General features: G+C 67.4%; 23 protein-coding genes. 20 read left to right on the top strand and 3 right to left on the bottom strand.

Annotation, left to right across the window (positions count from 1 at the left end; genetic code table 11):
* Positions 1 to 8: 8 nt before the first annotated feature.
* The 19 genes from ABD693_RS03355 to ABD693_RS03265 all read left to right on the top strand — a co-directional run bounded on the left by ABD693_RS03355 (position 9) and on the right by ABD693_RS03265 (position 22458).
* Complete coding sequence (locus ABD693_RS03355; RefSeq protein ID WP_344695585.1) at positions 9 to 3305, top strand: TonB-dependent receptor; 3297 nt, start codon at positions 9 to 11, stop codon at positions 3303 to 3305.
* Between the two features lie 59 nt (positions 3306 to 3364).
* Positions 3365 to 4408, top strand: a complete 1044-nt coding sequence (locus ABD693_RS03350) for a glycoside hydrolase family 16 protein (protein ID WP_344695584.1) — start codon at positions 3365 to 3367, stop codon at positions 4406 to 4408.
* A 4-nt stretch (positions 4409 to 4412) separates the two neighbouring features.
* Positions 4413 to 5465 carry a LacI family DNA-binding transcriptional regulator gene (locus ABD693_RS03345; protein ID WP_344695583.1) on the top strand — a complete coding sequence of 351 codons (1053 nt, stop codon included), beginning with the start codon at positions 4413 to 4415 and terminating at the stop codon, positions 5463 to 5465.
* Positions 5462 to 6649 carry an MFS transporter gene (locus tag ABD693_RS03340; protein ID WP_344695581.1) on the top strand — a complete coding sequence of 396 codons (1188 nt, stop codon included), beginning with the start codon at positions 5462 to 5464 and terminating at the stop codon, positions 6647 to 6649. Before ABD693_RS03345 ends, ABD693_RS03340 begins: the two co-directional genes overlap by 4 nt.
* Before the next feature lie 65 nt (positions 6650 to 6714).
* Positions 6715 to 9102 (top strand): glycoside hydrolase family 3 protein, encoded by a 2388-nt coding sequence (locus tag ABD693_RS03335; RefSeq protein ID WP_344695580.1) that lies wholly within the window; start codon positions 6715 to 6717, stop codon positions 9100 to 9102.
* Between the two features lie 111 nt (positions 9103 to 9213).
* Positions 9214 to 9999: a DUF2569 domain-containing protein gene (locus ABD693_RS03330; RefSeq protein ID WP_344695579.1), complete on the top strand. Its 786-nt coding sequence runs from the start codon at positions 9214 to 9216 to the stop codon at positions 9997 to 9999.
* Positions 10000 to 10395: 396 nt separating this feature from the next.
* On the top strand, positions 10396 to 10593 hold the full coding sequence (locus tag ABD693_RS03325; RefSeq protein WP_344695578.1) for a Flp family type IVb pilin: 198 nt from the start codon (positions 10396 to 10398) through the stop codon (positions 10591 to 10593).
* A gap of 111 nt (positions 10594 to 10704) precedes the next feature.
* Positions 10705 to 11646 (top strand): Flp pilus assembly protein CpaB, encoded by a 942-nt coding sequence (gene cpaB, locus ABD693_RS03320; RefSeq protein ID WP_344695577.1) that lies wholly within the window; start codon positions 10705 to 10707, stop codon positions 11644 to 11646.
* Positions 11639 to 13120 carry a type II and III secretion system protein family protein gene (locus ABD693_RS03315; RefSeq protein ID WP_344695575.1) on the top strand — a complete coding sequence of 494 codons (1482 nt, stop codon included), beginning with the start codon at positions 11639 to 11641 and terminating at the stop codon, positions 13118 to 13120. The genes cpaB and ABD693_RS03315 overlap by 8 nt, the downstream gene beginning before the upstream one ends.
* Positions 13110 to 13421: a hypothetical protein gene (locus ABD693_RS03310; RefSeq protein WP_344695574.1), complete on the top strand. Its 312-nt coding sequence runs from the start codon at positions 13110 to 13112 to the stop codon at positions 13419 to 13421. Before ABD693_RS03315 ends, ABD693_RS03310 begins: the two co-directional genes overlap by 11 nt.
* A 15-nt stretch (positions 13422 to 13436) precedes the next feature.
* Positions 13437 to 15008, top strand: a complete 1572-nt coding sequence (locus ABD693_RS03305) for a pilus assembly protein TadG-related protein (protein ID WP_344695573.1) — start codon at positions 13437 to 13439, stop codon at positions 15006 to 15008.
* Entirely contained in the window at positions 15008 to 15529 is a 522-nt protein-coding gene (locus ABD693_RS03300) for a TadE/TadG family type IV pilus assembly protein (protein ID WP_344697563.1), read from the top strand. The genes ABD693_RS03305 and ABD693_RS03300 overlap by 1 nt, the downstream gene beginning before the upstream one ends.
* Complete coding sequence (locus tag ABD693_RS03295) at positions 15526 to 16143, top strand: TadE/TadG family type IV pilus assembly protein (protein WP_344695572.1); 618 nt, start codon at positions 15526 to 15528, stop codon at positions 16141 to 16143. Before ABD693_RS03300 ends, ABD693_RS03295 begins: the two co-directional genes overlap by 4 nt.
* Positions 16144 to 16200: 57 nt before the next feature.
* Positions 16201 to 17406, top strand: coding sequence for a CpaE/TadZ family protein (locus ABD693_RS03290; protein ID WP_344695571.1), 1206 nt, complete (start codon positions 16201 to 16203; stop codon positions 17404 to 17406).
* An 84-nt stretch (positions 17407 to 17490) separates the two neighbouring features.
* Complete coding sequence (locus ABD693_RS03285) at positions 17491 to 18801, top strand: TadA family conjugal transfer-associated ATPase (protein WP_344697562.1); 1311 nt, start codon at positions 17491 to 17493, stop codon at positions 18799 to 18801.
* The gene (locus tag ABD693_RS03280; protein WP_344695570.1) at positions 18798 to 19799 is read left to right on the top strand and encodes a type II secretion system F family protein; all 1002 of its coding nucleotides are present in this window, start codon (positions 18798 to 18800) and stop codon (positions 19797 to 19799) included. Before ABD693_RS03285 ends, ABD693_RS03280 begins: the two co-directional genes overlap by 4 nt.
* Before the next feature lie 6 nt (positions 19800 to 19805).
* Complete coding sequence (locus tag ABD693_RS03275; protein WP_344695569.1) at positions 19806 to 20789, top strand: type II secretion system F family protein; 984 nt, start codon at positions 19806 to 19808, stop codon at positions 20787 to 20789.
* A complete protein-coding gene (locus ABD693_RS03270; protein WP_344695567.1) occupies positions 20786 to 21676 on the top strand; it encodes a LytR C-terminal domain-containing protein in 891 nt (296 codons plus the stop codon). The genes ABD693_RS03275 and ABD693_RS03270 overlap by 4 nt, the downstream gene beginning before the upstream one ends.
* A complete protein-coding gene (locus ABD693_RS03265; RefSeq protein WP_344695566.1) occupies positions 21673 to 22458 on the top strand; it encodes a tetratricopeptide repeat protein in 786 nt (261 codons plus the stop codon). The genes ABD693_RS03270 and ABD693_RS03265 overlap by 4 nt, the downstream gene beginning before the upstream one ends.
* Here ABD693_RS03265 and ABD693_RS03260 read toward each other — a convergent pair.
* The 3 genes from ABD693_RS03260 to ABD693_RS03250 form a co-directional block, all read right to left on the bottom strand.
* The gene (locus tag ABD693_RS03260; RefSeq protein WP_344695565.1) at positions 22455 to 22967 is read right to left on the bottom strand and encodes a D-Ala-D-Ala carboxypeptidase family metallohydrolase; all 513 of its coding nucleotides are present in this window, start codon (positions 22965 to 22967) and stop codon (positions 22455 to 22457) included. The two genes, ABD693_RS03265 and ABD693_RS03260, sit on opposite strands and share 4 nt — an antisense overlap.
* A gap of 79 nt (positions 22968 to 23046) precedes the next feature.
* Positions 23047 to 24960, bottom strand: coding sequence for a M1 family metallopeptidase (locus tag ABD693_RS03255; protein WP_344695564.1), 1914 nt, complete (start codon positions 24958 to 24960; stop codon positions 23047 to 23049).
* Between the two features lie 55 nt (positions 24961 to 25015).
* The gene (locus ABD693_RS03250; protein WP_344695563.1) at positions 25016 to 25600 is read right to left on the bottom strand and encodes an HD domain-containing protein; all 585 of its coding nucleotides are present in this window, start codon (positions 25598 to 25600) and stop codon (positions 25016 to 25018) included.
* Between the two features lie 48 nt (positions 25601 to 25648).
* Here ABD693_RS03250 and ABD693_RS03245 point away from each other — a divergent pair, with 48 nt between their 5' ends.
* Positions 25649 to 26839 carry a sensor histidine kinase gene (locus ABD693_RS03245; RefSeq protein WP_344695562.1) on the top strand — a complete coding sequence of 397 codons (1191 nt, stop codon included), beginning with the start codon at positions 25649 to 25651 and terminating at the stop codon, positions 26837 to 26839.
* Positions 26840 to 26860 lie beyond the last annotated feature (21 nt).

Here is a 26860-nt window from a genome sequence, read left to right as displayed (position 1 = left end):
GACACACTTTGATTCGTCGTCATCGGAACGGGATTGGTGCAGGCCGGCTCTGCATCCTGACCAGCGCCTCGGCCTTTGCGCTGATGGCCGCGCAGCCCGCGTTCGCGCAGGATGCCGCGCCGGCCAATCCCAAGGCCGGCGACGAGGAAGAGGTCGCCAAGACCCCCGAAAAGGATCCCAACGAGATCGTCGTCACCGGTTTCCGCGCCGCGCTTGGCAGCGCGCAGTCGCGCAAGCGCCGGGCCGACACCGTGGTCGACGTCATCACCGCCGAGGACATTGGCGCGCTTCCCGACCGCTCGGTCGCCGAAGCCCTGCAGCGCGTCCCCGGCATCAACATCGGCCGCTTCGAGAAGAGCAGCGATCCCGACCGCTTCTCGGTCGAAGGAACCGGCGTCATCCTGCGCGGTCTTCCGTTCGTGCGCTCCGAACTCAACGGCCGCGACATCTTCTCGGCCACCGGCGGCCGCGAGCTGAGCTTCAACGACGTCTCGTCCGAGCTGCTTGGCCGAGTCGAGGTGTTCAAGAACGTCACCGCCGACATGGTCGACGGCGGCATCTCGGGCACGGTCAACCTCGTCACCCGCAAGCCGCTCGACCGCAACGGAATCCACGTCGCCGGCTCGATCGAAGCCAATTACGGCGACATGGCCAAGAAGTGGACGCCCGGCGTCTCGATCCTCGGCTCGAACACCGTCGATACGCGGATCGGCCGCTTCGGCCTTCAGGCCGGTTTCACCGATTCGCGCCTCATCTCGCGCACCGATGCCTCGCAGCTCACCGATCCCTGCTATCGTGCGGCGACGCTCGACGGGCCCTGCCTTCGCGTGAACGCGGTCAATTCGGGCGGCATCTTCGGCGATCCCAATTTCACCGAAGCCAACTTCCCGCCGCCCGGCACGGTTGTCGCGCCCAAGGGCGCCGGCGTCCGCACCACCGAGCTCGAGCGCAAGCGTCGCGCCTACAATGCGTCGGTCCAGTGGGAATCGTCCGACGGCAAATTCATCGCCACCGGTGAGTGGCTGCGGTCCAAGACCAGCTTCTTCACCGACGAATATGCGCTGCTCGCCCTGGTCAACGACGACGCGCTCTACCCCGTCCCGCGGGCTGGCAGCACGTGGCAGTTCGACAGCAATGGCGTGTTCCAGAGCGGCATCCTGACGCAGCGCCCCGGCGATGCCTATGCTAACCCGTTCGGCCGCGGCGGCATTCCGCTCGAAAGCCTGCGCTTCCAGCGCGAAGCCAAGGGGACGACCGAGGACTTCTCGTTCGACGCCAAGTGGAACGTCAGCGACCGCCTGAAGCTCAATTTCGAGGCCCAGCGGATCACCTCGGACCTTGAGCGCAATTCGGTCATCGGCGCGATGAGCACGTGGGCCGACGTCGCGATCGACGCCACGGGCAAGACTCCCAAGGTGTCCTTCCTGGCGCCGATCGGTTCGCCGTCGGATTATTTCTCGAGCGGCTTCTACAACTATTACTGGTTCCTCCTCGACAGCATCGAGAAGAACGACGCCAAGCTCAGCAGCCTGCGTGCCGACGCCGAATACAAGATCAGCGATACCGGCTTCATCAAGAACGTCCGCTTCGGTGCGCGTTGGGCCGATCGCGATCGCACCACCCGGAACACCAACTTCAGCACCTGGGGCAATCTGTCGGCGCCGTGGGCCGGCCGCGCCGGCTGCGCGCCGTGGAATGCGGGCCCCAACTGCCCGTTCGTTCCGGGCCGCTTCTACACCGGCCTTCCGGGTCAGGAATTTGCGATTGCGGGCGGCGCCTTCGTCAGCGACTTCCCCAACTATTCGTCGGTCCGCAGCCCGTTCGGTGACAATTTCCAGCGCGGCAATGTCCCGATCCCGATCCCGAACGGTTCGTCCTATTTCTTCGGCGGCGATGACTTCCTGAAGGAATATCTTGCTGGGATTAGCAAGCAGCAGGCGACCGAGATCAACAATTTCTCGCAGACGCCCAACCCATTCTTCGGCGTGCAGGGTCGTTCCTACACGCAGATCGACGGCAAGACCGTCGCCTGCACGCCCTACTGTCCGCCGGAAATCTCGGCAGTGGGCGAAGTGACCAAGGCCGCTTACGGCCGGGTCGACTTCGGCGGCGGCCTCGGCGGCGACGTCAAGGTCGATGGCAATATCGGCGTCCGCTACGTCCAGACGCGGGTCAAGACGACCGGGCTGATCGGCTTCCCGAACGGCTTCTCGTTCGACAACGGGCCGAGCGGCAACAAGGACGGCAAGGTCCAGGTCGCCGAGATCGTCGCGGCCTGCAACCAGACCCCGCCGGGCCAGTCGCTGCCGGGCTATTGCAGCCTGTCGCCGGCGCGCCAGCAGGAATTCGCCAACGCCTTCACCGGCGAATTCCTCAACGACAATCGCGCGATCACCTTCGATCACTGGCTGCCGAGCTTCAATGCCAAGTTCGACTTCGGCCGCGGCAAGCTTGTGCGCGTCGCGGTGTCGAAGGGCATCTCGCGCCCCGACCTCAACCTGTTCTCCTCGGGTGGCACGATCGGCGACAATACCAACGACCTGCGCGCCGCTGGCACGCTCGAAACGGGGCCGCTATTCCAGTTGTTCACCGGCAACCGCAACGTGCGCCCGGTGACCTCGTGGAACTACGATCTGTCGCTCGAGTGGTACTTCGCTCGTGTCGGCTCGCTCACCGGCGCCCTGTTCTACAAGGACATCAAGGGCATCGTGAATGGCGGCGTCGATCTGCAGCCCTTCACCAGTCCGGGCGGCCTGACCATTCCGGTCGAGGTCAACGGTCCGATCAACGGAAGCAAGGGCAAGCTCAAGGGCCTCGAAATCGCCTATCAGCAGGTCTACGACTTTCTGCCCGGCCTGCTCGGCGGCCTCGGCACGCAGCTGACCTACACCTATGTGGACGGCGGCGACTTCCGCAACACGCAGGTCGGCGGCGCTCAGCGCAGCTCCTTCGCCTCGCAGCAGCCGCTCGCCGGCATCTCGAAGCACACGGTCAACGCCGTGCTGTTCTACGAGAAGGGCAAGTTCGCCGCGCGCACGGCCTACAACTGGCGATCGGACTTCCTGATCACGCCGCGCGACGACATCTTCCCCTTCTCGCCGATCTGGCAGGAGTCGAGCGGGCAGCTGGACGCGTCGGTCTTCTATTCGCTCAACAAGCGGATCAAGTTCGGCGTGCAGGGGGTCAACCTGCTCGACGAGGTGACGCGCACGACGCAGGTCATCGACTTCGACGGCAACCGGGTGACCCGTTCGGCCTTCCGCAACGACCGGCGCTTCACCTTCCTCGCCAGATTCGACTTCTGATCGAAGGCGCGGGGGATCATGTCCCCCGCGCCGTTTCGCGCGTGTAGAAGGGAAGGCCGATGACCTTGCGTCCCGCCATGTTGCTCGCCGCGCTCGCCCTCGCGGGTTGCACCGCCGCGGATGGAGGGCGTGCCGTCGCCGCTCCGACGCCGGTCAAGCTCGGCCCCGACAGCCCGAAGAAGATCGTCGCCACGGTGGCCATGCCGGGGCCCGGTGAGGCGCGCGAGCCGGCACGGGAACGCGGCTGGCAGCTCGTCTGGTCGGACGAGTTCGAGGGCACGGCCGTCGATCGGACCAAGTGGGACTTCGACCGCGACTGCTGGGGCGGCGGCAACAACGAGCGGCAGTGCTACACCGACCGAACCGCCAATGCCGCGGTCGGCGGCGGCCTTCTCACCATCACCGCCCGCAAGGAGCGCTTCACGGGCCCGGCCCAGCCCGCGCAACTGCGTCCGGCCTCGGGCGCCGTCGAGAAGGTCACCAAGGACTTTACGTCGGCGCGCATGGTGACCCGGGGCAAGGCATCGTGGACCTATGGCCGGATCGAGATGCGCGCCAAGCTGCCGGCCGGGCAGGGGACCTGGCCTGCGTTCTGGATGCTGCCCGAGGACAAGACTTACGGACCGTGGGCGGCGTCGGGCGAAATCGACATCCTCGAGGCCGTAAATCTCGGCGTTCCTTGCGCTTCCTGCCCGGGCAGTCGCGAGAACACGATCCTCGGCACGCTGCACTTCGGCGGCCAGTGGCCCGCCAACGCGTTCAACAGTACCGAAACCAAGGCGGTCGATGTCCTCGACGGCTTTCATACGTTCGGCGTGGTGTGGGCGCCGGGGCGGATCGACTGGACCTATGATGGCCGGGTCTATGCCACCAAGCGCCGCGGCGAATGGTGGAGCGCGGCATCGAACAGTCCCGACGCGCCGTTCGACCGCGCCTTCCACCTCATCCTGAACCTCGCGGTCGGCGGCGGCCTTTCCGAGGAGCGCGGCGTAACGGGCGTCGACGAGACGATCTGGCCGCAGACGATGCAGGTCGATTGGGTGCGGGTCTGGCAATGCCGGCCCGACGGGGCTAGCGGGCAATCCTGCCAGGGAGACCGCTAAGCCGATGCCGAGAAGGCGCCAGGCCGTCACGATCAAGCATGTCGCCGCCGATGCCGGGGTTTCGCTTCAGACGGTAAGCCGGGTCATCAACGCCGAGCCCAATGTCCGCGAGGAGATGCGCGAGCGGGTACAGGAAGCGATCGACCGGCTGGGATACATTCCCTCGATCGCGGCGCAGCGGATGAGCGGCTCGCGCTCCTACCTCATTCTCGCGCTCAACGACCGTGACCGCACGATCGAGGCGTGGCGCGCGCGGCAGGGCTCGGACTGGGTCGACCAGATGCTGCTGGGAGGCATGCTGAAATGCGCCGAGCATGGCTACCGGATGCTGTTCGAGTTGGTCGACACGCATGACGATCATGTCGAGCGCGAGCTGACGGCGACGCTTGCCGCGCTTCAGCCGGACGGCGTGATCCTGACGCCGCCCCATTCGGACAATCCCAAGATCACCGCCTTCCTCGAAAGCCGCCGCGTGCCCTATGCCCGGATCGGCTCGACCGGACAGGCCGGCGGGATCCCGCTGGTCATGGGCGACGAGGATGCGGCGCGTGACGCGACCGCCAAGCTGGTCGCGCTCGGCCACCGGCGGATCGGCTTCATCGCCGGCTCGGCCGAATATTCGCTGAGCGAGTGGCGCAAGGCGGGCTGGCGCGACGCGATGGCGGAAGCGGGGCTGCCGCGCGAAGGGCTCTGCGTGCGGGGCGACTTCAGCTATGACTCCGGCGTGGCGGCAGCGCGGGCATTGCTGTCGCTCGAGCCGCGGCCGACCGCGATCCTGGCCAGCAACGACCAGATGGCGCTGGCGACCCGCGACGTCGCCGAAGCCATGGGGATCGCCATTCCGCAAGCGCTCTCGCTGGTCAGCTTCGACAACACCCCCGTCACTACCTTCGCCAATCCGCCGCTGACCGCGATCGATCAGCCGATCGCCGAGACCGTGAGCCAGGCGGTCGAATTGCTGATCGCGGCGAGCCGGGGCGAGAAAATGCCCAGGCTTCCGGTGGTGGTGCCCGCGCGGCTGATCGAGCGCGGCTCGACCGGACCGGCGCCCGTTTGACGCAGGGCAGCGTCCCGGCGCTTCAGTCGCGGCGCTTCCTGTGGCTCTATGCGCTCGCGGTGGCCGGCGGATCGGTCGCCTATGTGCCCTTTCTCACGATCCTGCTGCCGCTTCGGATCACCGCGATGGCAGCCGACCAGGATGTCGCCTGGCTGGCCTTTGCGACCTTTTTCGGCGCGATCTCGGCGAGCCTGTCGAACATCGGCTTCGGCTGGGCGAGCGACGCGACCCGCCGACGAGTGCCGTGGATCGCGGCGGGTTTGCTATTGTCGTCGCTGCTGCTCGGCGCCTTCGGGATGACCCGCTCGCCGTGGCAAGTGATCGCCCTGCTCGTGGCGTGGCAAGTCGGGCTCAACATGATGCTGGCGCCCTTGAGCGCTTGGGCGGGGGACGTGGTCCCTGATCAGCAAAAAGGGGTTCTCGGCGGATTGCTCGCTTTCGCGCCAGCGGCGGGAGCCGGGGCGGGGGTGCTGGTGACCCTGCCTGGACTGGCCTCGGCGGACGTGCGGCTGTGGCTTGTCGCATTATTGGTCTTCCTCTGCGTCATGCCGGTGCTGCTTGTCGGACGACCGCGCCGCATTACCGATGTCGACGGACGCCCGACGGAAGCCGGCCCACGTTCCCGGCGGCGGGGCGAGATCGTGCGCATGTGGCTGGCGCGGCTGCTCGTGCAGATTTCGGAGGCGGCGCTCTTCGCGTTTTTGTTGTTCTGGTTTCGCGCGATCGATCCGGCGATGACCGACGCCCGCGTCGCGCAGATCTTCGGCTTGATCCTGCTTGGTGCGGTGCCGCTGGCGCTGGCGGCGGGGCGCTGGGCCGACCGCCACGATCGTCCCTTCGCGCCGCTCACCTTGTGCGCGGCCGGCGCCGGCGCGGGGCTCCTCGTCATGGCCTCGGCGAAGGGGCTTGAGGTCGCGATCGGGGGCTACGTCCTATTCGGCTTGTCGGCCTCGGTCTTTCTCTCGCTCCACAGCGCACAGACACTGCGGGTGCTGCCGCGGCCCGACCATCGCGGGCGCGACCTTGGCGTCTTTAACCTGACGAACACCGGACCCTCGCTCGTGATGCCGTGGCTGACGCTTGCGCTGGTGCCGAGCTTCGGTTTCACCGGCCTGTTCCTCGCGCTCGCCGGCTGCGCGCTCGCGGCGACCATTCTTCTGTGGCGGATGCGCGCGGCGCGTTAGCCGCTTGCAAAGGCAGGGGGTGCATGCGAGACATTTCTTGAGAACGTTCTCATGGAGCGGGGCGGGTGAGCGTGACACAAGGATCGAGCAAGCTGTTGGCCGCGGCGGCATGGAGCTGCCTGCTGGCCGGATGCGCCACCACCGAAGTCGCGGCGCCGCCCGCGACGGCCCCGGTTGCCGCCGAGAGCGAGGATGCCCGGATCGCGGCCCTGCTGTCGCGCATGTCGCTCGAGCACAAGGTCGCGCAGCTCATCCAGCCGCAGATCAATTCGGTCACGCCCGAAGAGATGCGGACCTATCGCTACGGCAGCTATCTCAACGGCGGGAACGGCGGTCCCTACGGCAATGAATATGCGCCGGCCGCCGACTGGCTCAAGCTTGCCGACGAAATGTGGGACGCCTCGACCGCGCCGCTTTCCAACGGCGAGCCTGCGATCCCCGCCATCTGGGGTACGGATGCGGTGCACGGCCACACCAACGTCGTCGGCGCGACCATCTTCCCGCACAATATCGGGCTCGGCGCGACGGGCGACGCCGACCTCGTCCGCCGCATCGGTGCGGCGACCGCGGCCGAGATCGCGGCGACCGGCATCGACTGGAATTTCTCGCCCACCGTCGCGGTCGCGCAGGACGACCGCTGGGGCCGGACCTACGAAAGCTATTCGGAAGATCCCGCCGTCGTCGCCGAGCTTGGCGCGGCGCTGGTCGAAGGGCTGCAGGGCAAGACCAGCCCGGGCGGCCACATCGGCGCGGGCCATGTCATCGCCACGGCCAAGCATTTCTTCGGGGACGGCGGCACCACGCACGGCGTCGACCAGGGTAATGTCGACGGCGATCCCGCGATGCTCGAGGCGCTCCACGCGCGCCCCTATCCGGCGGCGATCGCGGCCGGGGTCGAAGCCGTGATGGCGAGCTTCAACTCGATCAACGGCACCAAGATGCACGGCAACAAGCCGCTGCTGACGGGCCTGCTGCGTGGCCGGATGGGTTTCACCGGCGTGGTGGTCGGTGACTGGAACGGCCATGCGCAGATTCCGGGCTGCACCAATTCCAATTGCCCGCAGGCCCTGCTGGCCGGGCTCGACATCTACATGGTGCCCGACGACGCCAAGGCGCTTCACGCAAGCCTTCTGGCGCAGGTCAAGGACGGGACCATCCCGATGACTCGGCTCGACGAGGCGGTGACGCGCGTGCTTCGGATGAAGCTGCGCGCCGGACTGCTCGACGCAGGTGCCAAGCGCCCTTCGCAGCGCGTGAACGGCGGCGATCTTGCGTTGCTCGGGTCGCCTGAGCATCGTGCCATCGCGCGCGAGGCGGTGGCGAAGAGCCAAGTCCTGCTCAAGAACGACGGCGTTCTCCCGCTCAAGGCCGGCGCGTCGATCCTCGTCGCCGGGCGAGCGGCCGACGACATCGCGCAGGCGGCGGGAGGCTGGACGCTGACCTGGCAGGGCGGCGATGACCTCACCAATGCGCATTTCCCCGGCGCGACCTCGATCTGGGCCGGACTTCGTGATGCCGCGACACAGGCCGGGGGCAGGGCGGTCTATTCGCCGAGCGGCAGCTACGCCGCCAAGCCCGATGTCGCCATCGTCGTCTTCGGCGAGAAGCCGTATGCCGAGTTCGCGGGCGACCGAAAGGACATGGTGTTCGCCGACACCGAGGGCCTCGATCTCCTGCGCAAGTATCGCGCGGCGGGCATCCGGACGGTCGCGGTGTTCCTGTCAGGCCGTCCGCTGTGGATGAACCGTGAGCTCAACGCCGCCGACGCCTTCGTCGCGAGCTGGCTTCCGGGCGGCGAAGGCGCGGGCGTCGCCGACATGCTCTACGGCCGCCGCGCGGCGACGGGGCGGCTCGGTTTCAGCTGGCCGGCGGGGTGCAACGGCCAGCCGGTCAACGGTCCCGAAGGAGCGCTCTTCCAGCGCGGTTACGGCTTGTCCTTCGGGCAGACCGCGCCGGTCGCGAAGCTGCCCGAGACGTGCGCGATCCTCGATGCCCGGTCGGCCGAATGGTTCGATCTCGGCCGGCTCGGCAATGGCATCGTGGCGCGTGGCGGCGACGTGACGCTGCCCAACCTGCGCGGGAGCGGCGGCGGGATCACGGCGCGCGGGATCGACCGCAACCGCCAGGAGGACGCCCGCGAGATCAGCTTCGCGCCCGGCGCGACCCTGACGCTCGCCGATAGCGGTCGCGGCACCGGCGGCTTCCGGCTGGTCTACGAACTTGCGAATGCGCCGACTGCGCCCGTCACCCTCACGACCGGCGGCAAGACGATCGATATCACCGCGGGGCTGACTACCTCGGCCGGCAAGGGCTGGCGCGAGATGATCGTCACCGGGGCCTGCGCACCCGGCAATGGCCGGACGTTGTCGATCACCAGCGCGGGGGCGCTGACGCTGCGCATCGCCCGCATCGCGAGGCAGGACATTCCGGCCGGGGTCGACTGCTCGTTCTGATTTTCCATAACGGAGGCGAAACGGCAGGAACCGGCGAAACGGACAGGGCATTAACCAAGCCAAAAGGGGTTGTGGGAGAAAAGGAGCGGGCGTCGTGGAAGGAAGCTTTACGTGCCCGCTGCTGCCATTGCCATGTTCCGAGCCCTGAGCGAGCGCCTCCACGGTCGCTCGACCGGCATGCTCGCACGGCTCGAGCAGCGGCTTCCGCAGATCGCGGTCGGCTGGTTTCTCCTCGTCGCCGTCGCATCCGTGCTTCGCATCCTGTTCAGCCCTGCGGCAAGCGCGGGCGAAACGACGGTTGCGCCCTACATCCTCCTGACCGTCGCGCCCGTCGCGACCTTCGTCCTGGCGCTGCGCTGGTTCGCCGATGGCGACCGGCTGCCGCAGCCGAGCTTGCGCCTCGCGCAGGTCGGTCGCTGGCGGGATGTCGGACGCCATGAAGCAGAGCGCCATGCGCTCTACGGCACCAGCGGGATCATGCTGTCGCTGCTGATCGGCATGCTGATCAATGTGCCGGTCCGCACCGCCGAATATCTCGTGACCATGCCCGCCATCTCCGCCGGAGCACCCGCGTGGCTTGCGACCCTGCATCTAGCGATGACGGTCGACGTGGTCCTGCTCAGCAGCCTCTACGTCATCGCCTTCGTGATGGCGCTGCGCCGCGTCGCGCTGTTCCCCCGTTTCCTCCTCCTGGTGTGGATGGTCGACATCGCGTCGCAACTCTTCATCGCGCATGTCAGCATGGCCGTCGGACTGCCGACGGGCGTCGCGGGCGCGTTGCACGGGCTGCTCGACGGCAATGTGAAGAAGGTGTTGATCAGTATCGCCCTTTGGCTTCCTTACCTCCTACTTTCGACCCGAGTGAATGTTACTTTCCGACATCGCTTGCCAGCGTGAGTCATCACGACTCGTTCTGATTCCGAATTGATTCTCTTGGCGGGAATCGCGCTAAATCTGCCACTTTGTGATCCTGAACGGTAAAATCAGAATCCCGAAGCGGAACAGTTTGGCGGTGCCAAAATCAGCCCAACTCAAATCCTTAGGCGCCATTCACAATTCATCGACGCTCGTCGGCGCCAAAGTGCGTCGTTGACATAAAATCAGGTTTAACATTCTCTTAACCCTAGCCGACCGGCCTGGGGGTCCGTCGGCGCTGCCTTGGGGGGCGTATTTCCCGGGTTTCGGCCGCGCCGAAATACCAATTGTCGAGGGGGGAACCTCGACACCAGTCCGTGACGCTTGATCCGGGGACGTTCCGCGCTGGGGCGGGTCCTTCAGGGAAGGAGAATGCACGTGACTTTCATCAAGATGCTCAAGGACGACGCGGGCGCCTCGGCGGCCGAATATGCCCTCATCCTCGCCATTGTCGGCTCGGGTATTGCCGTTGCCGCGCTCGCGCTCGGCGGGTCCATTGGTAACGCAATGAACAACGCTTCGGGCTGCATCGACGATCCGAGCGACACCACCTGCGCGCCGGCGGCCGCGGGCTAAGTCGTTTCCGGGCTGTTCGTGTGACAACGCGAACAGCCCAATCGACTGATGACTGGCCGCAGCTCTCGATAGCCGACGATGCCGAATAGTCTCTAGCGGGGAATAAGACTGATGAATCGCCAATCCTTGATGGCTCTGGGCATCGCGGTCTTTATCGGCCTGATCGCCGTCATCCTCGCCAATGCCTTCCTGACCGCGGGCAAGAACAGCCAGACGCCCGACGGCATGGTGAAGGTCGCCGTCGCCGCGGTGCCGCTCCAGTACGGCACCGCGCTGAAGCAGGAGAATATCCGCTTCATCAACTATCCCAAGGACGCGCTTCCGGCCGGCAGCTTCAGCGAAGCCGCGGAGCTGATCGCGCCCGGCAAGCGTCGGATCGCGCTGATGCCGATCGCCGCGAACGAACTCATCCTGGCCGGCAAGGTCACCGGACCCGGCGCGGGCGCGTCGATCGCCGCGCTGTTGCCGGAGGGCAAGCGGGCGGTGTCGGTCCGGATCAACGACGTCTCGGGTGTCGCGGGCTTCATCCAGCCGGCCGACAGCGTCGACGTCCTCATCACCCGCCAGATTGCCGGCAAGACCGGAAGCAACGAACAGGTGACCGATGTCCTGCTGCAGAACACGCGGGTCATCGCCATGGGCAAGCGCGCCAAGAGCGACGAGGAAGGCAAGCCTCTGGCCGCCAAGACCGCGACGCTCGAAGTGACGCCGCTCGAGGCGCAGAAGCTCGCGCTCGGCCAGCAGGTCGGCGATCTGAGCCTCGTGCTGCGCAAGCCCGGCGAGCAGGACGATGCACTCGCGCTCTCGACCGTCAGCCTCGAGGACCTGCGTTACGGCACCTATGCCGGCACCTATCGCCCGCAGCTCGCGGCGGCGAACCTCGCCGCGCCGCCGAACCCGGGCTGGACCGCGGTGAAGCCGGCACGTGCGCCCGTTCGCAAACCCACGCCAAAACCGCTCGCCCAACCGATGGTGCAGGCCGTGCGAAACAGTGTCGACGTGGTCAGGGGGACCACGCAAACCAGTTACGAAGTGGGGGGCTTTGGTGGTTAGTCGATCGATCCTCGCTGCCTTGGGCAGCATGGCCGCGCTGGTGCTCGCGCCGGTCTCGGCCGCCGCCCAGGTGGCGACCCTGACGCAGGCGCAAGGGGTGCATGCCGGCGAGCTCGTCGTGCCGGTAGCGAAGAGCCAGGTGCTTCGGTCGGACCGGCCGTTCGCCAAGGCGCTGATCGGCAATCCCGAGATTGCCGACGTCCTGCCGCTGACCAGCAGCAGCCTCTACGTGCTGGGCAAGAAGGCGGGCACCACCAGCCTCACCCTTTACGATCGCAACAACACGCTGATCGCGGTGATGGACGTGGCGGTCGGGCCCGATGTCCTCGGCCTGCGCCGCCAGCTCGCCGAGCTTTTCCCGGCGGGCCAGATGGGGGCGCGACTTTCGAACGATGCGGTGGTGCTCGAAGGCATGGTGCCGAGCGGGCCGATGGCGGACCGCGCGGTCCAGCTCGCCGAAACCTATGCGCCGGGCAAGGTCGTCAATCTCCTCTCGGTCGGCTCCTCGCAGCAGGTCATGCTCGAGGTCCGCTTCTCCGAGGTGAAGCGCTCGGCCTTGAAGCAGATCGGCGTCGGCACCTTCGTCGGCTCGGACGCGGGCAAGCTGACTGGCGCGATCGGCGGCGGCGCGGGGCTGGTCGGATCGGGCCCGCCGACGCTCGGCGCGATCACCGACAGCTTCGGCATCATCTCGCGGACGTTTCGGGCGTTCGGAAGCAACTTCAACCTCACGCTCGACGCGCTCGAGCGCAAGGGCGCGATCACCACGCTCGCCGAGCCGACCCTGATCGCGCTGTCGGGCGAGACGGCGAGCTTCCTCGCGGGCGGCGAGTTCCCGATCCCCACCGTCCAGGGCAATGGCGGGGGGACGAACAACGGCGGCGGCAGCCAGGCGATCACCGTCCAGTTCAAGCCATTCGGCGTCAGCCTCGCCTTCACCCCGACCGTGCTGGCCGACGGGGTCATCAACCTCGTCGTCGAGCCCGAGGTCAGCTCGATCGATCCGACCGCCTCGGTGATCATCAACGGGCTTCGCGTGCCGGGCCTCCAGACCCGCCGCGCCAAGACCGTGGTCGAGATGCGCGACGGCGAGAGCTTCGCCATGGCGGGCCTGCTTCGCCGCGACTTCCAGGATACCATCCGGCAGGTGCCGCTGCTCGGCTCGCTGCCGATCATCGGAACGCTGTTCCGCTCGACCGGCTTCCAGCGCGAGGAGACCGAGCTGGTGATCATCGTCACCCCGCGGCTCGTCCGGCCGGTGCGGCCCGACCAGCTCAAGGTCCCGACCGACCGGGTGCGCACCCCGAACGAAGCCGACCTCTTCCTCCTCGGGCGAACCGACACCGGCGTCGGCGCCGCGCCCGAACTCGGAGTGACGAGCCCATCAACGCCGCCGCCTGCAGCGGGCGGGGCCCCATCCACTGCCGCGGCCAAGCCGACCGGCTTTGAAAAGGATTATGGCCATGTCCTCTAAGCACCGCCTGATCCTCATCGTCGCGACGGCCGGCCTTGCCGGCTGCAATACGGTCGATGCGCGCACCGGCTCGGTCGATCGCCAGTTCGGCGAGGCTGTCGCCTGGAACAAGGCGGTGCAGACGATCAATCCGGATCCCGTCTACGCCGCCGACGCGCGCCAGCCGGGGAGCGATGCCGACAAGGCCGCCGCGGCCGCGAAGCGCTACCGCACCGACAAGGTGAAGGACGTCCAACGGGTCAGCACCTCGCAGGCAGTGAGCGGAAGCGGTGGTGGTGGTGGCGGCGGCGGGGTCAACTAAGGGGAGTTTTGAGTCGTGCTCGGTAAGTGCCGATGGCTGGCGGGAGAGGAAACGGGAGCGGTTGCTCCGATCGTCGCGCTGTCGCTTGTCGGTTTGATCGCGGCCGGAGGTATCGCCTTCGACTATGCCCGCATGGCGACCCTCGACACCGAACTTCAGAGCGCCGCCGATCAGGCCGCGCTGGCTGCCGCGAGCCAGCTCGACGGTGAAGCCGGCGCGTGCGGCCGGGCCGTCGCCGCGGCCCGCGAAGTCATTCAGAACGAGACCCGCCTCGCCAATGACGGCGGGGGCCTGCCGGTGACGATCGCCGAAACGGGAGTCTGCGACGCCGATGGTTCGGGCATCACCGACGACACGGCTTCAAGCATCCGCTTCTTCGCCGACAAGGCTGCGACCACGCCGGCCGAAACGGTCGCGGAAGCGCGGTTCGTCGAAATTGTCGTGGGCGCGCGGCGCGCCAATTTCGCGCTGACGCCGATCGTCGGGGCGATCACGTCCGGCGACCTTCCGGCCAAGGCCCGGGCGGGTCTCGGCACGGCGCTGTGCAAGGTGCCGCCCTTGATGATCTGCCCCCCGACCGGCGCGGCGATCGACTGGGACGCGATCCGCGGCGCCGGTATCCGGGCCGTCTCGCAGACGGGCAACAACTGGTCGCCGGGTAATTTTGGCTACATCGGCCCGCAGGATGCCGGCTCGACGCAAAAGGGGCTGGCATTCGAGAATCCGGTATTCCAGTGCCAGCAGATCGAGGGCAGTCAAAGCGTCAGCACGGGTTCCCCGACCCCGGCGATCACGGCGATCAACACCCGCTTCGACATCTACGACATCAGCAGCGGCGCCGGCGTGACCCTGGCGCCATGCCTCGGCTCGGCCTGCCCACCGGCACAAAACGTCACCAAGGACCTGGTTCGGTCGAGCGGCGCCAAGCAGTGCGGATTCAAGGCGAACCATACCACCAATCTCAATAATGAAGGCTGGCACCTCATCGGCACCGCGGCCAATCGTTTCTCGCCGCGGGCCAAGCTGGCCGGCGATACGGCGATGACGCGGATCGACGCGAACAACGTGATCGACGCCATGGGGCTGCCGCGCGACAACTGCCACTACACGAGCTACAACTCGGCTTGTCCCGGCACGAACCCGCGCTTTGGTGACGGCAAGTGGGCGCGCGGCGACTATTTCAACAAATATCATGCGTCCCGGATCCCGGCGAACGCGTCGACGATGACCCGGTACGAGACCTATCGCTGGGAGATAGACAACAACTTCATTCCCGGTGACACGAGCGGGACCGACCGCCAGTTCGGGACGCCCCAGTGCAACGCCACCGTGCCCGATCCTTCCCGTGACCGCCGTGTGGTGCAGGTCGCGGTCGGAAGTAATTGTTCCGCCCTCAAAGGTGCCTCCACGCCGGTAAAGATCGGCAAATGGGTCAACATGTTCCTCGTCGAACCAGGCGTGGCGCCTCCCGGACGCGGAAATGGGGACGGCGGCAACGAGATCTATCTGGAAGTCATCGGAACGGTCGATCCGGGCGGCGCTGCCGCGCAAGTGGTGCGGCGCGACATGCCGTATCTGGTGCGGTGATGGGGTTGATCCGCCGCCTTGCGAGCGAAGAGCGCGGCACTGCCGCCGCCGAGACCGCGATGGTCACGCCGCTGCTTCTGATCCTAATGTTCGGGGCGCTCGAGACCGGCAATTTCTTCCTCGACGAGCATGTCGTGGTGAAGGCCGTCCGCGACGGCGCGCGATATGCGGCGCGGCAGAATTTCGGCAGCATGCCCTGCGATGGCACGGCCGCCGACGAGGAGGCGATCAAGAACCAGGTCCGCTTCGGCACGCCAGCGGTGGCGGACGGCGACCAGCCCCTGCTCCGCTACTGGACCAGCAACGACACGATCACGGTCACCATCCAGTGCGCGGATAACAGCGCCGACGCGACGACCGGGGAGCGGCCATTTGCGGGTGTTTACACCGCGCGGGACGATGTTCCCTATGTCACTGTCTCGGCGACGGTGCCCTATTCGCCGCTCGCTCGGCTGATCGGTCTCGACTTCGACGGGCTGAGCGTCACGGCGTCGAACCAGGCGCCGGTGGTGGGCATATGATCCGCCGCGCCCGCGCCATCCTTGCCTGCGAACGAGCGGCGAGCGCCGCCGAATTCGCCCTCGTGCTCCCGATTCTCGGCCTGCTTCTCCTCGGTACGATCGATGCCGGGCGGCTGATGTGGGAAATGAACAAGGCGGAGAAAGCGACCCAGATGGGCGTCCGTTATGCCATCGTCAGCGACCCCGTGGCCACGATCGTCGACAACGACTTCGTCGGCTCCGACAACATCCCGGGGGGCGACAAGGTGTCGGTGGCCTTGTTCGACAATGCCGTGTGCACGAGCGCGGCCTGCGATGTGACGGGCACCACGAAAGCGACCGGTGACATCGATACCGACGCGTTCGATGCGATCGTTGCCTGGATGCAGAAGTTCGATCCGACGATCGCGGCGGAAGACGTGACGGTCACCTATCGCAACGTCGGCCTCGGCTATGCAGGAAATCCGACCGGCCCCGACGTCTCGCCGCTAACCACGATCGAGGTCGGCAATCGTACCTTCACGCCACTGATCCTGTTCGGCGCGGCGACCCTGAATCTGCCGCCCGCCAAAGCCTCCCTGACCCTCGAGGATGGCGATTGCTCAAGCACGGATGAGTGCGGTGCGTCGAACTGAGCCTGACCGCGAGCGCCGCTTCGAGCGTGCACGGGCCGCCTGCCGGAGGCACGGGCAATGACAATGATGAATCACAGCGACACGGCCAAGGTCTGGCGACTTCAGGGCAAGGAGGTGGGCGTCCATCTCTATCTGAGCGGAGCCGACGGCGACCTCGACGCCCTGTTCGGCGCACGCGTCCTCGGCATGCCATTGTCGCTCAGCATCCTGCCGGTCACCGAATGGGTCGATCCGACCGAGATGTCGCATGCGGCCGTGGCGGTGATCCAGGTCGATGCCGACACGCCGGCCTCGATCAAGCGGTTCGAGCGGCTGGTCGCGGCGGCGGGCGACATGCCCATCATCGCGGCGGCCTACGAGCCGCCTCTGGCGCTGGTCCGGTCGCTGCTCCGGAGCGGGGCGCACGACGTGCTTCCCCTCCCGCTATCCCTCGACGATCTCGAAACCTCGATCGCGCCGCTGATGGCCGAGATCGAGCGCAAGGACGTTGCGGCGGTCGCGCGTTCGTCGCGGCTCGTCAGCGTGATCAAGGCGCGCGGCGGCTGCGGCGCGACGGCGATGCTGACCCAGCTCGCCTGCCGCTTCGCGCACAACGAGGCTGCGCACGGGCGGGAGGCCTGCCTGATCGACCTCGACGTCCAGTTCGGCGACGTCGCCTTCCAGCTCGGCCTCAAACCCAAGCTGTCGCTCGCCGACCTTATCGAAGCCGGCGCCCGTCTCGACAGCGAGCTTCTCCGCTCGGTCGCCGTTCAGCATCCGAGCGGGCTCGCGGTCGTCGCTGCACCGCCGCAGATGCTGCCGCTCGAGGCGATCACCAGCGACCAGGTCCTCGCCGTCGTCGAGCGGGCTCAGCGCGACTATGGGACGGTGTTCGTCGACCTTCCGGCCAACTGGACCCACTGGTCGCTGTCGCTCGTCGCGCGGAGCGACCGCGTCCTGCTCGTCACCGACCTCAGCATCCCGGGCCTCTACCAGGCGCGCCGCCAGCTCGACCTACTCGCCGAACAGGAGCTTGGCGCAGTACCGGTCGAGATCGTCCTCAACCGGATGGAGAAGTCGCTCTTCAAGACCGTGAAGACGAGCGACGTCGAAACCGCGCTCGGCCGAGACGCGGACTATACGCTCGCCAGCGACCCGCAAGTGATCGGCCCGGCGATCGACCGCGGCGTCCTCATCGACGAGATCAAGCGCAAGAGCGTGCTCGCCCGTGACCTCGACACGCTGGAGGCCGGCCTGGTCTCGAAACTCGGGCTGGAGCGCTGAACCATGTGGCAGATCCGCAAGCCGTCGCAGACCGCCGACACTCCGACCGAGGAGCGGGTCGCCCCGCTGCAGGAACGGCGGGTAATGAACATCGGCGATGCCGGGGCCTTCGCCAACCGCGATATCCACACCGACCTCAAGGTCGAGCTTCACCAGCGGCTGCTCGACCTCATCAATCTGTCGAAGCTCGACTCGATGTCGCGCGAGCAGATCGAGGAAGAAGTGGGCGAGATCCTGCAGGAGGAGATCGCCAAGCAGGCCCATGCGCTGAACCTCGCCGAGCGGCGCCAGCTGGTCGACGACGTTCTCGACGAATTGCTTGGCCTCGGACCGCTCGAGCCCCTGCTCAAGGACGGGACGATCACCGACATCCTCGTCAACGGGCCGAACCGCGTGTTTGTCGAGCGCTACGGAACGCTGGAGATGAGCCCCGCGCGGTTCAAGGACGAGCGGCATCTGTTGCGGATCATCCAGAAGATCGTCTCGGCGGTCGGACGCCGCGTCGATGAAAGTTCGCCGCTGGTCGATGCCCGGCTTGCCGACGGAAGCCGGGTCAATGCGGTCGTGCCGCCGCTCGCGCTCGACGGCTCGCTGCTGTCGATCCGCAAATTCGCCAAGGTGCCGATCTCGATGGAGCGGCTGGTCGAGATCGGGGCGTTGCCCGAGCAGGTCGCCGAAGTGCTTCGCGCGGTCGTGCGTTCGCGCCGCAACGTTCTTATCTCGGGCGGCACGGGCTCGGGCAAGACCACGATGCTCAACGCGCTGTCGGCCTTTATCGACAATCGCGAACGCATCGTGACGATCGAGGATTCGGCCGAACTCCAGCTCCAGCAGGTGCACGTGGCGCGGCTCGAGACCCGTCCGCCCAACACCGAAGGCAAGGGCGAGATCGCCCAGCGCGACCTCGTCCGCAACGCGCTGCGCATGCGGCCTGACCGGATCATCGTCGGCGAGGTCCGTTCGGGCGAGGCATTCGACATGCTGCAGGCGATGAACACGGGCCACGACGGCTCGATGACCACGGTTCATGCCAACACCGCGCGCGACGCGCTCTCCCGCGTCGAGCAGATGATCGGCATGTCGGGCATTGACATTTCGCCGCGCTCGGCGCGCGCCCAGATCGCCTCGGCAATCAACGTCGTGCTCCAGCTCGTGCGCCTGTCCGATGGTCGCCGCCGGCTGACCAGCGTGTCGGAGATCACCGGCATGGAGGGCGACGTGATCACCATGCAGGAGATCTTCCGCTTCCGGCAGACCGGGCGGTCGGCCGACGGCGAGGTGCTCGGCCGGTTCGAGGCGACCGGAGTCCGCCCGCGGTTCCTCGACGATGCGATGGCGCACGGCATCACGCTCTCGGCCGACCTGTTCCGGCCGGACATGAGGTTCGAGCCATGAGTGCCGAACTGCTGAAGGTCCTCGTCCTCGTCCTCATCTTCGCCTCGGTGCTTCTGCTGTCCGAAACGCTGGTGAGTGCCATTGCTCGCGCGCGCGGCACGCACAGCGCGGTGAACGAGCGTTTGCGGATGATCGGGCGCGGGGCGACCCGGGCCGAGGCACTGAGCCTGCTCCGCCGCCACAACCTCGACCTCGAGGGCCGCGCTCCCGCGCCATTCCGCCCGCTCATCCGCTCGCTCGAGCGGACGTTGCTGGCGGCGGGGGTGGCGATGCCGACCTCGCAATTCCTGATCCTCTTGGTCGCCGCGCCGCTCGTGATCCTCGCGATCATCGTCATCGCGATGCTTGTTGCCGGTGCGCCGGTAGGGCCGGGACGGATCGTCCTGGTCGGCACCGTGGCGCTTGCGATCGGGCTGTTCATCCCGCTGCTCGTCCTTCGGGCACGGGCGCAGAAGCGGGTCCGCAAGATGCAGGAGCAGTTTCCGGTGGCGCTTGATGTGTTCGTTCGCGGGCTTCGCGCTGGCCACCCGGTCGCCGCCGCGCTCGACCTCCTTACGGTCGAAATGCCCGACCCGATCGGAAGCCAGTTCGGGATCGTGGTCGACGAGGTCACTTACGGCGCCGAGATGCGCGATTCCCTGGGCGCGCTGGCGGAGCGCTGGGACCTCGACGACATGCGGATGTTCGTCGTCTGCCTCGCCGTCCAGAACGAAACCGGCGGCAATCTCGCCGAAATCCTCGAAAATCTCTCAAAGGTGATCCGGGACCGCGCCTCGATGCTGATGAAGGTCCGCGCGCTGTCGAGCGAGGGCCGGATGACCGGCGTGATCCTGACCCTGCTCCCGATCCTGACCTTCGGCGGCCTGTTCGCGCTCAATCCCAAATTCTACCTCCAGGTGGCGGACGATCCCCTGTTCCTGCCCGGCTTCCTCGCTCTCATCCTCCTCTACCTCGTCGGCTTCGTGACGATCCGGCGGATGGTCGATCTGAAGGTCTAGACGGTCATGTCCGAACTCCTCGTCGACAACAGTCTCGCGCGCTTGAGCCTGCTCTTGCTGCTATTCGTGATCGTCGTCGGCGGCGCCTTCACGCTGTTCAACCTCGTCGTCGCCCGGAACCAGGCGCGTCAGCGGCTCGTGGTCGGCAGCGCCGGCATCGAGGAGACGGTGCGGGTCGGTTCACTGCGCAGCGACCGAACCGAGGGCATGTGGGCGAAGCTCGTCGACGCGATCGAGAAGAGCGGGCTCAGCCTCACCGACACCAAGGACCAGGAACTGCGGAAACGGATGGTCGCCGCTGGCTTCACCAGCCCCGTCGCGCCCCGTGTCTACACCCTGGTGCGCCTGTCGCTGGTATTGCTGCTGCCCTCGCTCGTGCTCCTGATCCACTATGTTCGCGGCGACGGCACGGGCCTGATCTCGCTTTACGTCCAGGCGATGGTCGCCGCCCTCGCGGGGCTCTATTTTCCGGCGGTCTTCGTCCGGGCCAAGGCCGACCGCCGTCAGCAGGAACTCGTGAACGGCTTTCCCGATGCCCTCGACCTCATGCTGGTCTGTGTCGAAGCAGGTCTCGGGCTCGAGGCGGCCTTTGCCAAGGTCGGACAGGAAATGGTGCAGTCGCACCCGCTGATCGCCGAGCAGCTCGGCACGGTGGTTCTCGAACTGCGCGCCGGCCGCAGCCGCGAGGAAGCCTTGCGCCGCCTCGCCGACCGTGCCGGTGTCGACGAGATCCGTGCGTTCGCCACGCTCCTCATCCAGTCGACCAAGCTCGGCTCCTCGGTCGGCCAGACCCTGAGAATCTACGCCGCCGAAATGCGCGAGAAGCGGCGCATGCGTGCGGAGGAAAAGGCGCATCGCCTGCCGGTGCTGATCTCGATCCCCCTCGTCGCCTGCATGCTTCCGGTAATGATCGGGGTGCTGATGCTCCCGGCTTTCATCCGGGTGATCCGCACGATCCTTCCAGCCATGGCCGCGGGAGCGGGAAATTGACGCGCGCCGCCGCCTGGGTGCTCGTCGCTGCGCTGGCAATCCTTCCTGGGTGCACGGCGCCGCAGGTCGCGATCCGGCCACAGGCTTCGCCGCTCGCCGCCGGGCAGCAATCGGCCGCTTTCCGTGTCGCAGAGGCGCGCGGCCATTTCGCGCTCGGCAATATCGCGCTCGCCTCCGAAGGATTTCGCCGGGCACTGCGCGAGGAGCCGGTCAACGTGGACGCGATGAACGGCCTTGCCGCCTGCTACGACCGGATGGGCCGGTTCGACCTGTCGCGTAGCTATTACGAGCGGGCCCTCGCGCTCGCGCCGAACGACCCGCGGCTCTACGCCAACCTCGCGACCTCGCTCGCGCTCCAGGGAAAGGCCGACGAGGCGGCAGCGGTGCGGGCCGAGCTCGCGCAGCGCCTCGGCACCGGCGGTCCGGTCAGTGTGGCGCTCCCGGCGCCCAGGCCCGTAGTGACCGCGAGCGACGAGGCCGATCCGCTCCCTCTGACCGCCGCCGCAAGGCTCGAGCGGATCAGCCTTGCCGAGGTCATGCTGGTGACCCGCAACCGGCCCGAGGTGCCCAAGGCCGCCGAGCGGATGGCGATGACGTCCGCCGCTCCGGCCCCCGCAGTCGTGCTGCTCAACGCCGCGCGGGTCGAGCGCCTCGCGGCAACGACCCGCGAGCGGCTCGTGCAACTCGGCTGGAAGGACGTCGCCATCGGCGATTCGACGCAAGTCCTGCCGGTGTCGCGCATCACCTATCCCGAGCATCGCCGCGAGGAAGCCAGGCAGGTGGCGCGGCAGCTACGGATCGATCTTCGCCAGCCGCTGGGCGGCAAGGGCGACAAGGTCGTTGTCCTCCTCGGTCGCGATCTTGCGGGACGGAAGCCCGGCGCATGATCCTGCTTGTCGCGGCTGTAGTCGCCCCGGGCCCCGCCGTCGCCGAAGCCGTGCGTGCGCTCGACGCCGGGCGGCCCGAACAGGCGCGCGAGATGATCCGGATGGCGGTCGCGCAAGGCGCATCCGGGCCAACCGTCGACCGGTTGCTCGCCGACCTCGCCTTTACCGAGCGGCGATGGGACGAAGCCGTGGCCCGCTACGATGCGCTTCTGGCCGAGGCGTCGGACGATGGTTCTCTCATCGAGCGGAGCGGGATTGCGTTGCTGCACCTCGACCGGGTCTCCGAAGCGATCTTTCGCCTCGATCGCGCCACGCGGGCGCCGCATCCAGGCTGGCGAAGCTGGAATGCGCGGGGGGTTGCCGCGGATCGGCAGCAGGACTGGGTAACCGCCGATCGGGCTTACGCCGCGGGCCTCGCGCTCGCGCCCGACAATGGCGTGCTGCGCAACAATCGCGGCTGGTCGCTGTTGCTGCGCGGTCGCTGGGCCGAGGCGGCCGACTGGCTCGGCCAGGCGCAGGCCCTCGATCCCGACAACCGACGGATCACGGCCAATGCCGATCTCGCGCGGGCGGCGGCGGAGGCAGGGCTTCCCCAGCGGCGGAACGGCGAGCGCGGGAGCGACTTCGCCGCACGGCTCAACGATGCCGGGGTCGTGGCGCTCCGCCAGCATAACCCGGCCAAGGCCATCGCCGCTTTCGCCCAGGCGCTGGAAGCGAGCGACCAATATTATGTGCGCGCCGCCAACAACCTCGCGCTCGTCGAGGCAGGGCGGCGCGACTAGCGCATCCCGCGCTTGCCCGAGGCACCCGACGGCGCAAGCATGAAGCGGAAATAGTCGGCTTCCCGGTGCACTTCGGCGAGCTGGTCGGCCGACGAGCGCACCCGGAGTCGCACGGGGCCGTCGGCAAATGCGAAATGGCTGTGGTCGCCCTCGTCGAGACTTTCCTGCAGGAAGTAACCGCGACGCCGAAGCTCGGCGGCGATGGCGGCATGACTGACGCCCGGGCGACGGGCGATGTCCATTGCACGGCCGGACAAGTGCCAGCTGTTCGGCACCCCGCCGACGCGCCGATTATGCTCGACGCTCCGCCGCGTGCTTGTCACCCGGCCGAACAGGGCGCCGATCTGGGCCGCCGCCTCGATCCGGAAACCGGCGGCACCGATCCTCGGGCGGACAAAAGCCACAGGCTTGACCACCGCCGCCGGCGGCCGCGCCCCCACGACCCGAACGCCGAAATCGGTCGGCGCCGCAGCCTCGCCAAGCATCATCGCGATCAAGCCCGCCAGCATGCTGCCCCCGCTCAAGCTTCGAGCGAAGTTTTATGCCTTTGGCGCCCCGGGGTCGAGTCTCGCGGCGTGCCGCTTCGGGTCAGCGAAGTCCCATCTTGTCGAGCTCGCCCGTCACCAGCGGATGGTAGAGCGGCCGCGCCTCGCGATAGACGCGGACCGCGATCGGCCGGCCCCAGCGCGGATCATCGGCAAGCGTCTTGATCAGCGGGCGGACGAACTTGCGGCGGCCCTGGCTGGTGAGAAAGCGCTCGAGCGCCGGCACCGCGGGATCGTACTTGTTGGCGACCGCGAGGCTCAGCCAGGCGTAGAGCACCTCGTTGTTGCCGGTCTCGTTCAGGCGATAGGCGCGCTCGAGTCCGTCGAGACGGGCGCGGGCGAGCGTGCGCGGCAACTTGTTGAGGAAGCGCAGGCGCTCGTCGGTGGTCCAGCCGCTCCAACGCGCGGGCGGCGCGCCACCGGCCTCGTAAGCGCTGACCGCGCGATCGACCTCGGCAAAGGCCTGCGGGTCGGCCGGAATGCTGTTGGCCGGCACGCCCGGACCATAGACCCAGGCATCGAGCTGGAGCTTGCGCTCGAGCGCCGGATTGCCGCGCACCAGCTCGCGGCGGACGTCGGCAAGGAACATGGCGCTGGTCACCGGCTGGAAGGCATGGCGATCGAACCAGCCGCGCAGGAACGCGTCGAAGCGCGGACGCCCGACATTGGCCTCGATCATCCGCAGGAAGGCCGCGCCCTTCTCATAGGCGATGTCGGTCAGGCCGACGTCGGGATTGCGACCGCGAAGGTCGATATGGAGCCGGGTGTCGGCACCCTTGGTCCCGCCATTGTCGGTAATTGCTTCGCCCAGCGCGTCGATGCCGAGCGCGACCTGCTGCCTGGCGACCTTCGGCCCGTAGATTTCCTCGACGATCCGGCGCTCGGCGTAAGTGGTCGTGCCCTCGTTGAGCCAGAAGTCGGCCCAGGTGGCATTGGTCGCGAGATTGCCCGACCAGCTGTGGGCGAGCTCGTGCGCGACGAGGCTGACGAGGCTCTTGTCGCCAGCGATGAAGGTCGGCGTCAGGAAGGTGAGGGTCGGGTTCTCCATGCCACCGAAGGGGAAGGAGGGCGGCAGCACGATCATGTCGTAGCGGCCCCAGCGATACGGCCCGAACAGGCGCTCGGCGGTGGCCACCATCTTCTCGGTGTCTTCGAGTTCGCGCGCGGCGGCGGGAAGGGTGGCGGGCTCGGCCCAGACCCCGGTGCGGGGACCCAGCGGCTGGAACTTCAGGTCGCCGACCGCGATCGCGATCAGATAGGGGGCGACCGGCTTGTCCATCGCGAAGGTGAAGGTGCGGGTGCCGCTGGCTGAATTGGCCACGTTCTGGCCGCCCTGCACCCCGCCGCCCGGCGCACTCATCACCGCGGTCAGCGGATAAGGAACCCGGATCGTCGCCGACCAGGTCTGGCGGATGCCGGGGCTGTCCTGCGTCGGAATCCAGCCGCGGTTGAGGATTGCCTGGCCCTGGCTGAAGAGGAAGGGCTGGCGCTTGCCGGCGGTCTGCGAAGGGGCGAGCCACTGCAGCGCCTCGGCATTGCGCGCGACATAGGCCACGCGGACCTTGCGGGTGCGCGGGCCGAGCTGGATCGTCAGTGGCCGGCCGAGTTCCGGGTCGGCCTTGCCGAAGGCGAAGGCGAGCGGACGGCCGGTCTCGGCATCATTGACCTTGGTGACCTGATAGCCCTTGCTGTCGAGGACCAGCGCGCCGGCGCCGGGGCGGCGGGCGATGTCGAGGGTGGCGCTGCCCGCTACCGAGCGTTGCGCGAAATTGACATCGAGATCGAGCGCGACGTGGGTCACCCGTGCCTCGCGCGGCCGGGCGAAGCTGTGCGGATCGACCGCGTCGGCGGTGGCGAGGACGGGCGCAATCGCCGGCGCTTCGCGCATCTGGGCGGGGAGGGCAGCCGGCGCGGAAAGCGCGAGGGCCGAGGCGAAAAGGAGAGCGTGACGGGTCATGGGAAACTCCTAGACTTTCCCGTGCACTAACCCCGACTGAACGGGGCGAGAAGCCTCAGTCGATCGCCCGGGCGTAGATGCTGTTGCGCGGCGCGGCCATCACCCGGCGCACCATCGGCTCGAAGAAGTCGAGCGGTGCGCTGTCATAACCCGGATCGAACGCGGCCTGGTCGTACAATTCGCAGAAGCGGGCGGTCGCCTCGAAGTGCGGGTGTCCGCGAAAGGCTTCGCGCATGTCGCGGTCGAGCCCGAGATGATGGAAGAAATAATAGCCCTGGAAGATGCCGTGCTGAGCGGTGATCCAGTGCAGTTCCTCGCTCACGAACGGCTTCACGATCGCCGCTGCGATATCAGGATGATTGTAGGAGCCGAGCGTGTCGCCGATGTCGTGGAGGAGAGCGGTCACCACATAATCTTCGCTTTCGCCCGCCCGGTGCGCGCGGGTGGCAGTCTGGAGCGAATGCTGGAGCCGATCGACCGGGAAGCCGCCATAGTCGCCGTCGAGCAATCGCAAATGATCGAGCACCCGGTCGGGCAGGGCCTTGGCGAAGGGCGAGAAGTGGCTGGCGATCGCCTGCCAGTCCTCCGCTGTTCCGTCCTCCATCGCGGTGAAACGGGCCTGCGCGGGATGCTCGGTCATGCTGTGACTCCTCAGGGCTTGTTGTGTCACCGTGCCCTGCCGCTCGCAATGGCGGGAGGCAGGGTCTATATGGCGGCGATGGCGACCGACAGCGCCCTGTTGACCGAACGGCCGCGACGGCCAGCGCGGGCGCTCGCGCCGCGCAAGGGGCCGATCGCGCGCACGGTAGGACTCGATGTCCCTTTCTTCGCCGACAAAAACCGCGCTTTTTGGGTACTCCAGTCGGCGGGCTGGATCGGCTATTTCATGCTCCGGACACTGGGCGGCGTCGCCAATGGCGTGCCCGCGATGTTCGTCGTTCATGCCCTTCTGCTGACGGCCACCGGCTATTCGCTGACCCTCCTGCTGGCCAGCCTCTACCGCCGTCTGATCACCATGCGGGCGCTCTACACCGTGATCCTGAGCCTCGGCGCGGTCCTGCTCGCGTCGGCCGCCTTCTCGGTCATCGAGACGTGGAGCAACGCGACCTTCGTCAAGCCGGGCGGCAGCGTCGTCGGGGTTCAGTGGTTCGGCGCGATCCTGCTCAACTTCGCCCTGCTCGCGGCCTGGTCGGCGCTCTATTACGGGATCAACTATTACCTCCTCCTTGAAGAGGAGATTGATCAGCGCGCCCGGCTCGAAAGCCAGGCCTCGACCGCGCAGCTGGCGATGCTGCGCTACCAGCTCAACCCGCACTTCCTGTTCAACACGCTCAACAGCATCTCGACGCTCGTCCTGTTGAAGCAGACCGAGCGGGCCAATGCGATGCTTGCGCGGCTGTCGTCGTTCCTGCGCTACACGCTCGCGAACGAACCGACCGCGCAAGTGACCCTCGCGCAGGAAGTGGAGACGCTGAAGCTCTACCTCGAGATCGAGAAGATGCGCTTCGAGGACCGCTTGCGGCCGCATTTCCGGATCGAGGCGCAGACGATCGGCGCGCGGCTGCCGAGCCTGCTACTTCAGCCGCTGATCGAAAATGCGATCAAATATGCGGTGACGCCGAGCGAAACCGGCGCCGACATCTGGCTCACCGCAGTGCCCGAGGGCGAATATGTCCGGATCGAAGTCGCCGATAACGGGGCCGGGGGGCAGGACGCGCTGGTCGCGACGCAGTCGACCGGCGTCGGTCTGGCGAACACCCGGGACCGTCTGGCGCAAGCCTATGGCGAGCGGCACCGGTTCGCGACAGGCAAGAACGAACATGGGGGGTTCAGCGTTACCGTCGAGATTCCGCTCGACGCCCGCCCGCTGACGGGCTGACGAGCGGCACGAACAACATAA

The organism is Sphingomonas rosea (assembly GCF_039538065.1).
Classification (GTDB): Bacteria; Pseudomonadota; Alphaproteobacteria; order Sphingomonadales; family Sphingomonadaceae; genus Sphingomicrobium; species Sphingomicrobium rosea.
This window is presented reverse-complemented; position numbering and strand designations above follow the sequence as displayed.

Bases quoted from the DNA above. Each gene is read 5' to 3' on its own strand.
- ABD693_RS03290 (WP_344695571.1), top strand. From the start codon at position 16,201: ATGACAATGATGAATCACAGCGACACGGCCAAGGTCTGGCGACTTCAG.
- ABD693_RS03255 (WP_344695564.1), bottom strand. From the start codon at position 24,960: ATGACCCGTCACGCTCTCCTTTTCGCCTCGGCCCTCGCGCTTTCCGCG.
- ABD693_RS03300 (WP_344697563.1), top strand. From the start codon at position 15,008: ATGGGGTTGATCCGCCGCCTTGCGAGCGAAGAGCGCGGCACTGCCGCC.
- ABD693_RS03265 (WP_344695566.1), top strand. From the start codon at position 21,673: ATGATCCTGCTTGTCGCGGCTGTAGTCGCCCCGGGCCCCGCCGTCGCC.
- ABD693_RS03285 (WP_344697562.1), top strand. From the start codon at position 17,491: ATGAACATCGGCGATGCCGGGGCCTTCGCCAACCGCGATATCCACACC.
- ABD693_RS03345 (WP_344695583.1), top strand. From the start codon at position 4,413: ATGCCGAGAAGGCGCCAGGCCGTCACGATCAAGCATGTCGCCGCCGAT.
- cpaB (WP_344695577.1), top strand. From the start codon at position 10,705: ATGAATCGCCAATCCTTGATGGCTCTGGGCATCGCGGTCTTTATCGGC.
- ABD693_RS03245 (WP_344695562.1), top strand. From the start codon at position 25,649: ATGGCGGGAGGCAGGGTCTATATGGCGGCGATGGCGACCGACAGCGCC.
- ABD693_RS03250 (WP_344695563.1), bottom strand. From the start codon at position 25,600: ATGACCGAGCATCCCGCGCAGGCCCGTTTCACCGCGATGGAGGACGGA.
- ABD693_RS03310 (WP_344695574.1), top strand. From the start codon at position 13,110: ATGTCCTCTAAGCACCGCCTGATCCTCATCGTCGCGACGGCCGGCCTT.
- ABD693_RS03295 (WP_344695572.1), top strand. From the start codon at position 15,526: ATGATCCGCCGCGCCCGCGCCATCCTTGCCTGCGAACGAGCGGCGAGC.
- ABD693_RS03350 (WP_344695584.1), top strand. From the start codon at position 3,365: ATGACCTTGCGTCCCGCCATGTTGCTCGCCGCGCTCGCCCTCGCGGGT.
- ABD693_RS03260 (WP_344695565.1), bottom strand. From the start codon at position 22,967: ATGCTGGCGGGCTTGATCGCGATGATGCTTGGCGAGGCTGCGGCGCCG.
- ABD693_RS03275 (WP_344695569.1), top strand. From the start codon at position 19,806: ATGTCCGAACTCCTCGTCGACAACAGTCTCGCGCGCTTGAGCCTGCTC.
- ABD693_RS03280 (WP_344695570.1), top strand. From the start codon at position 18,798: ATGAGTGCCGAACTGCTGAAGGTCCTCGTCCTCGTCCTCATCTTCGCC.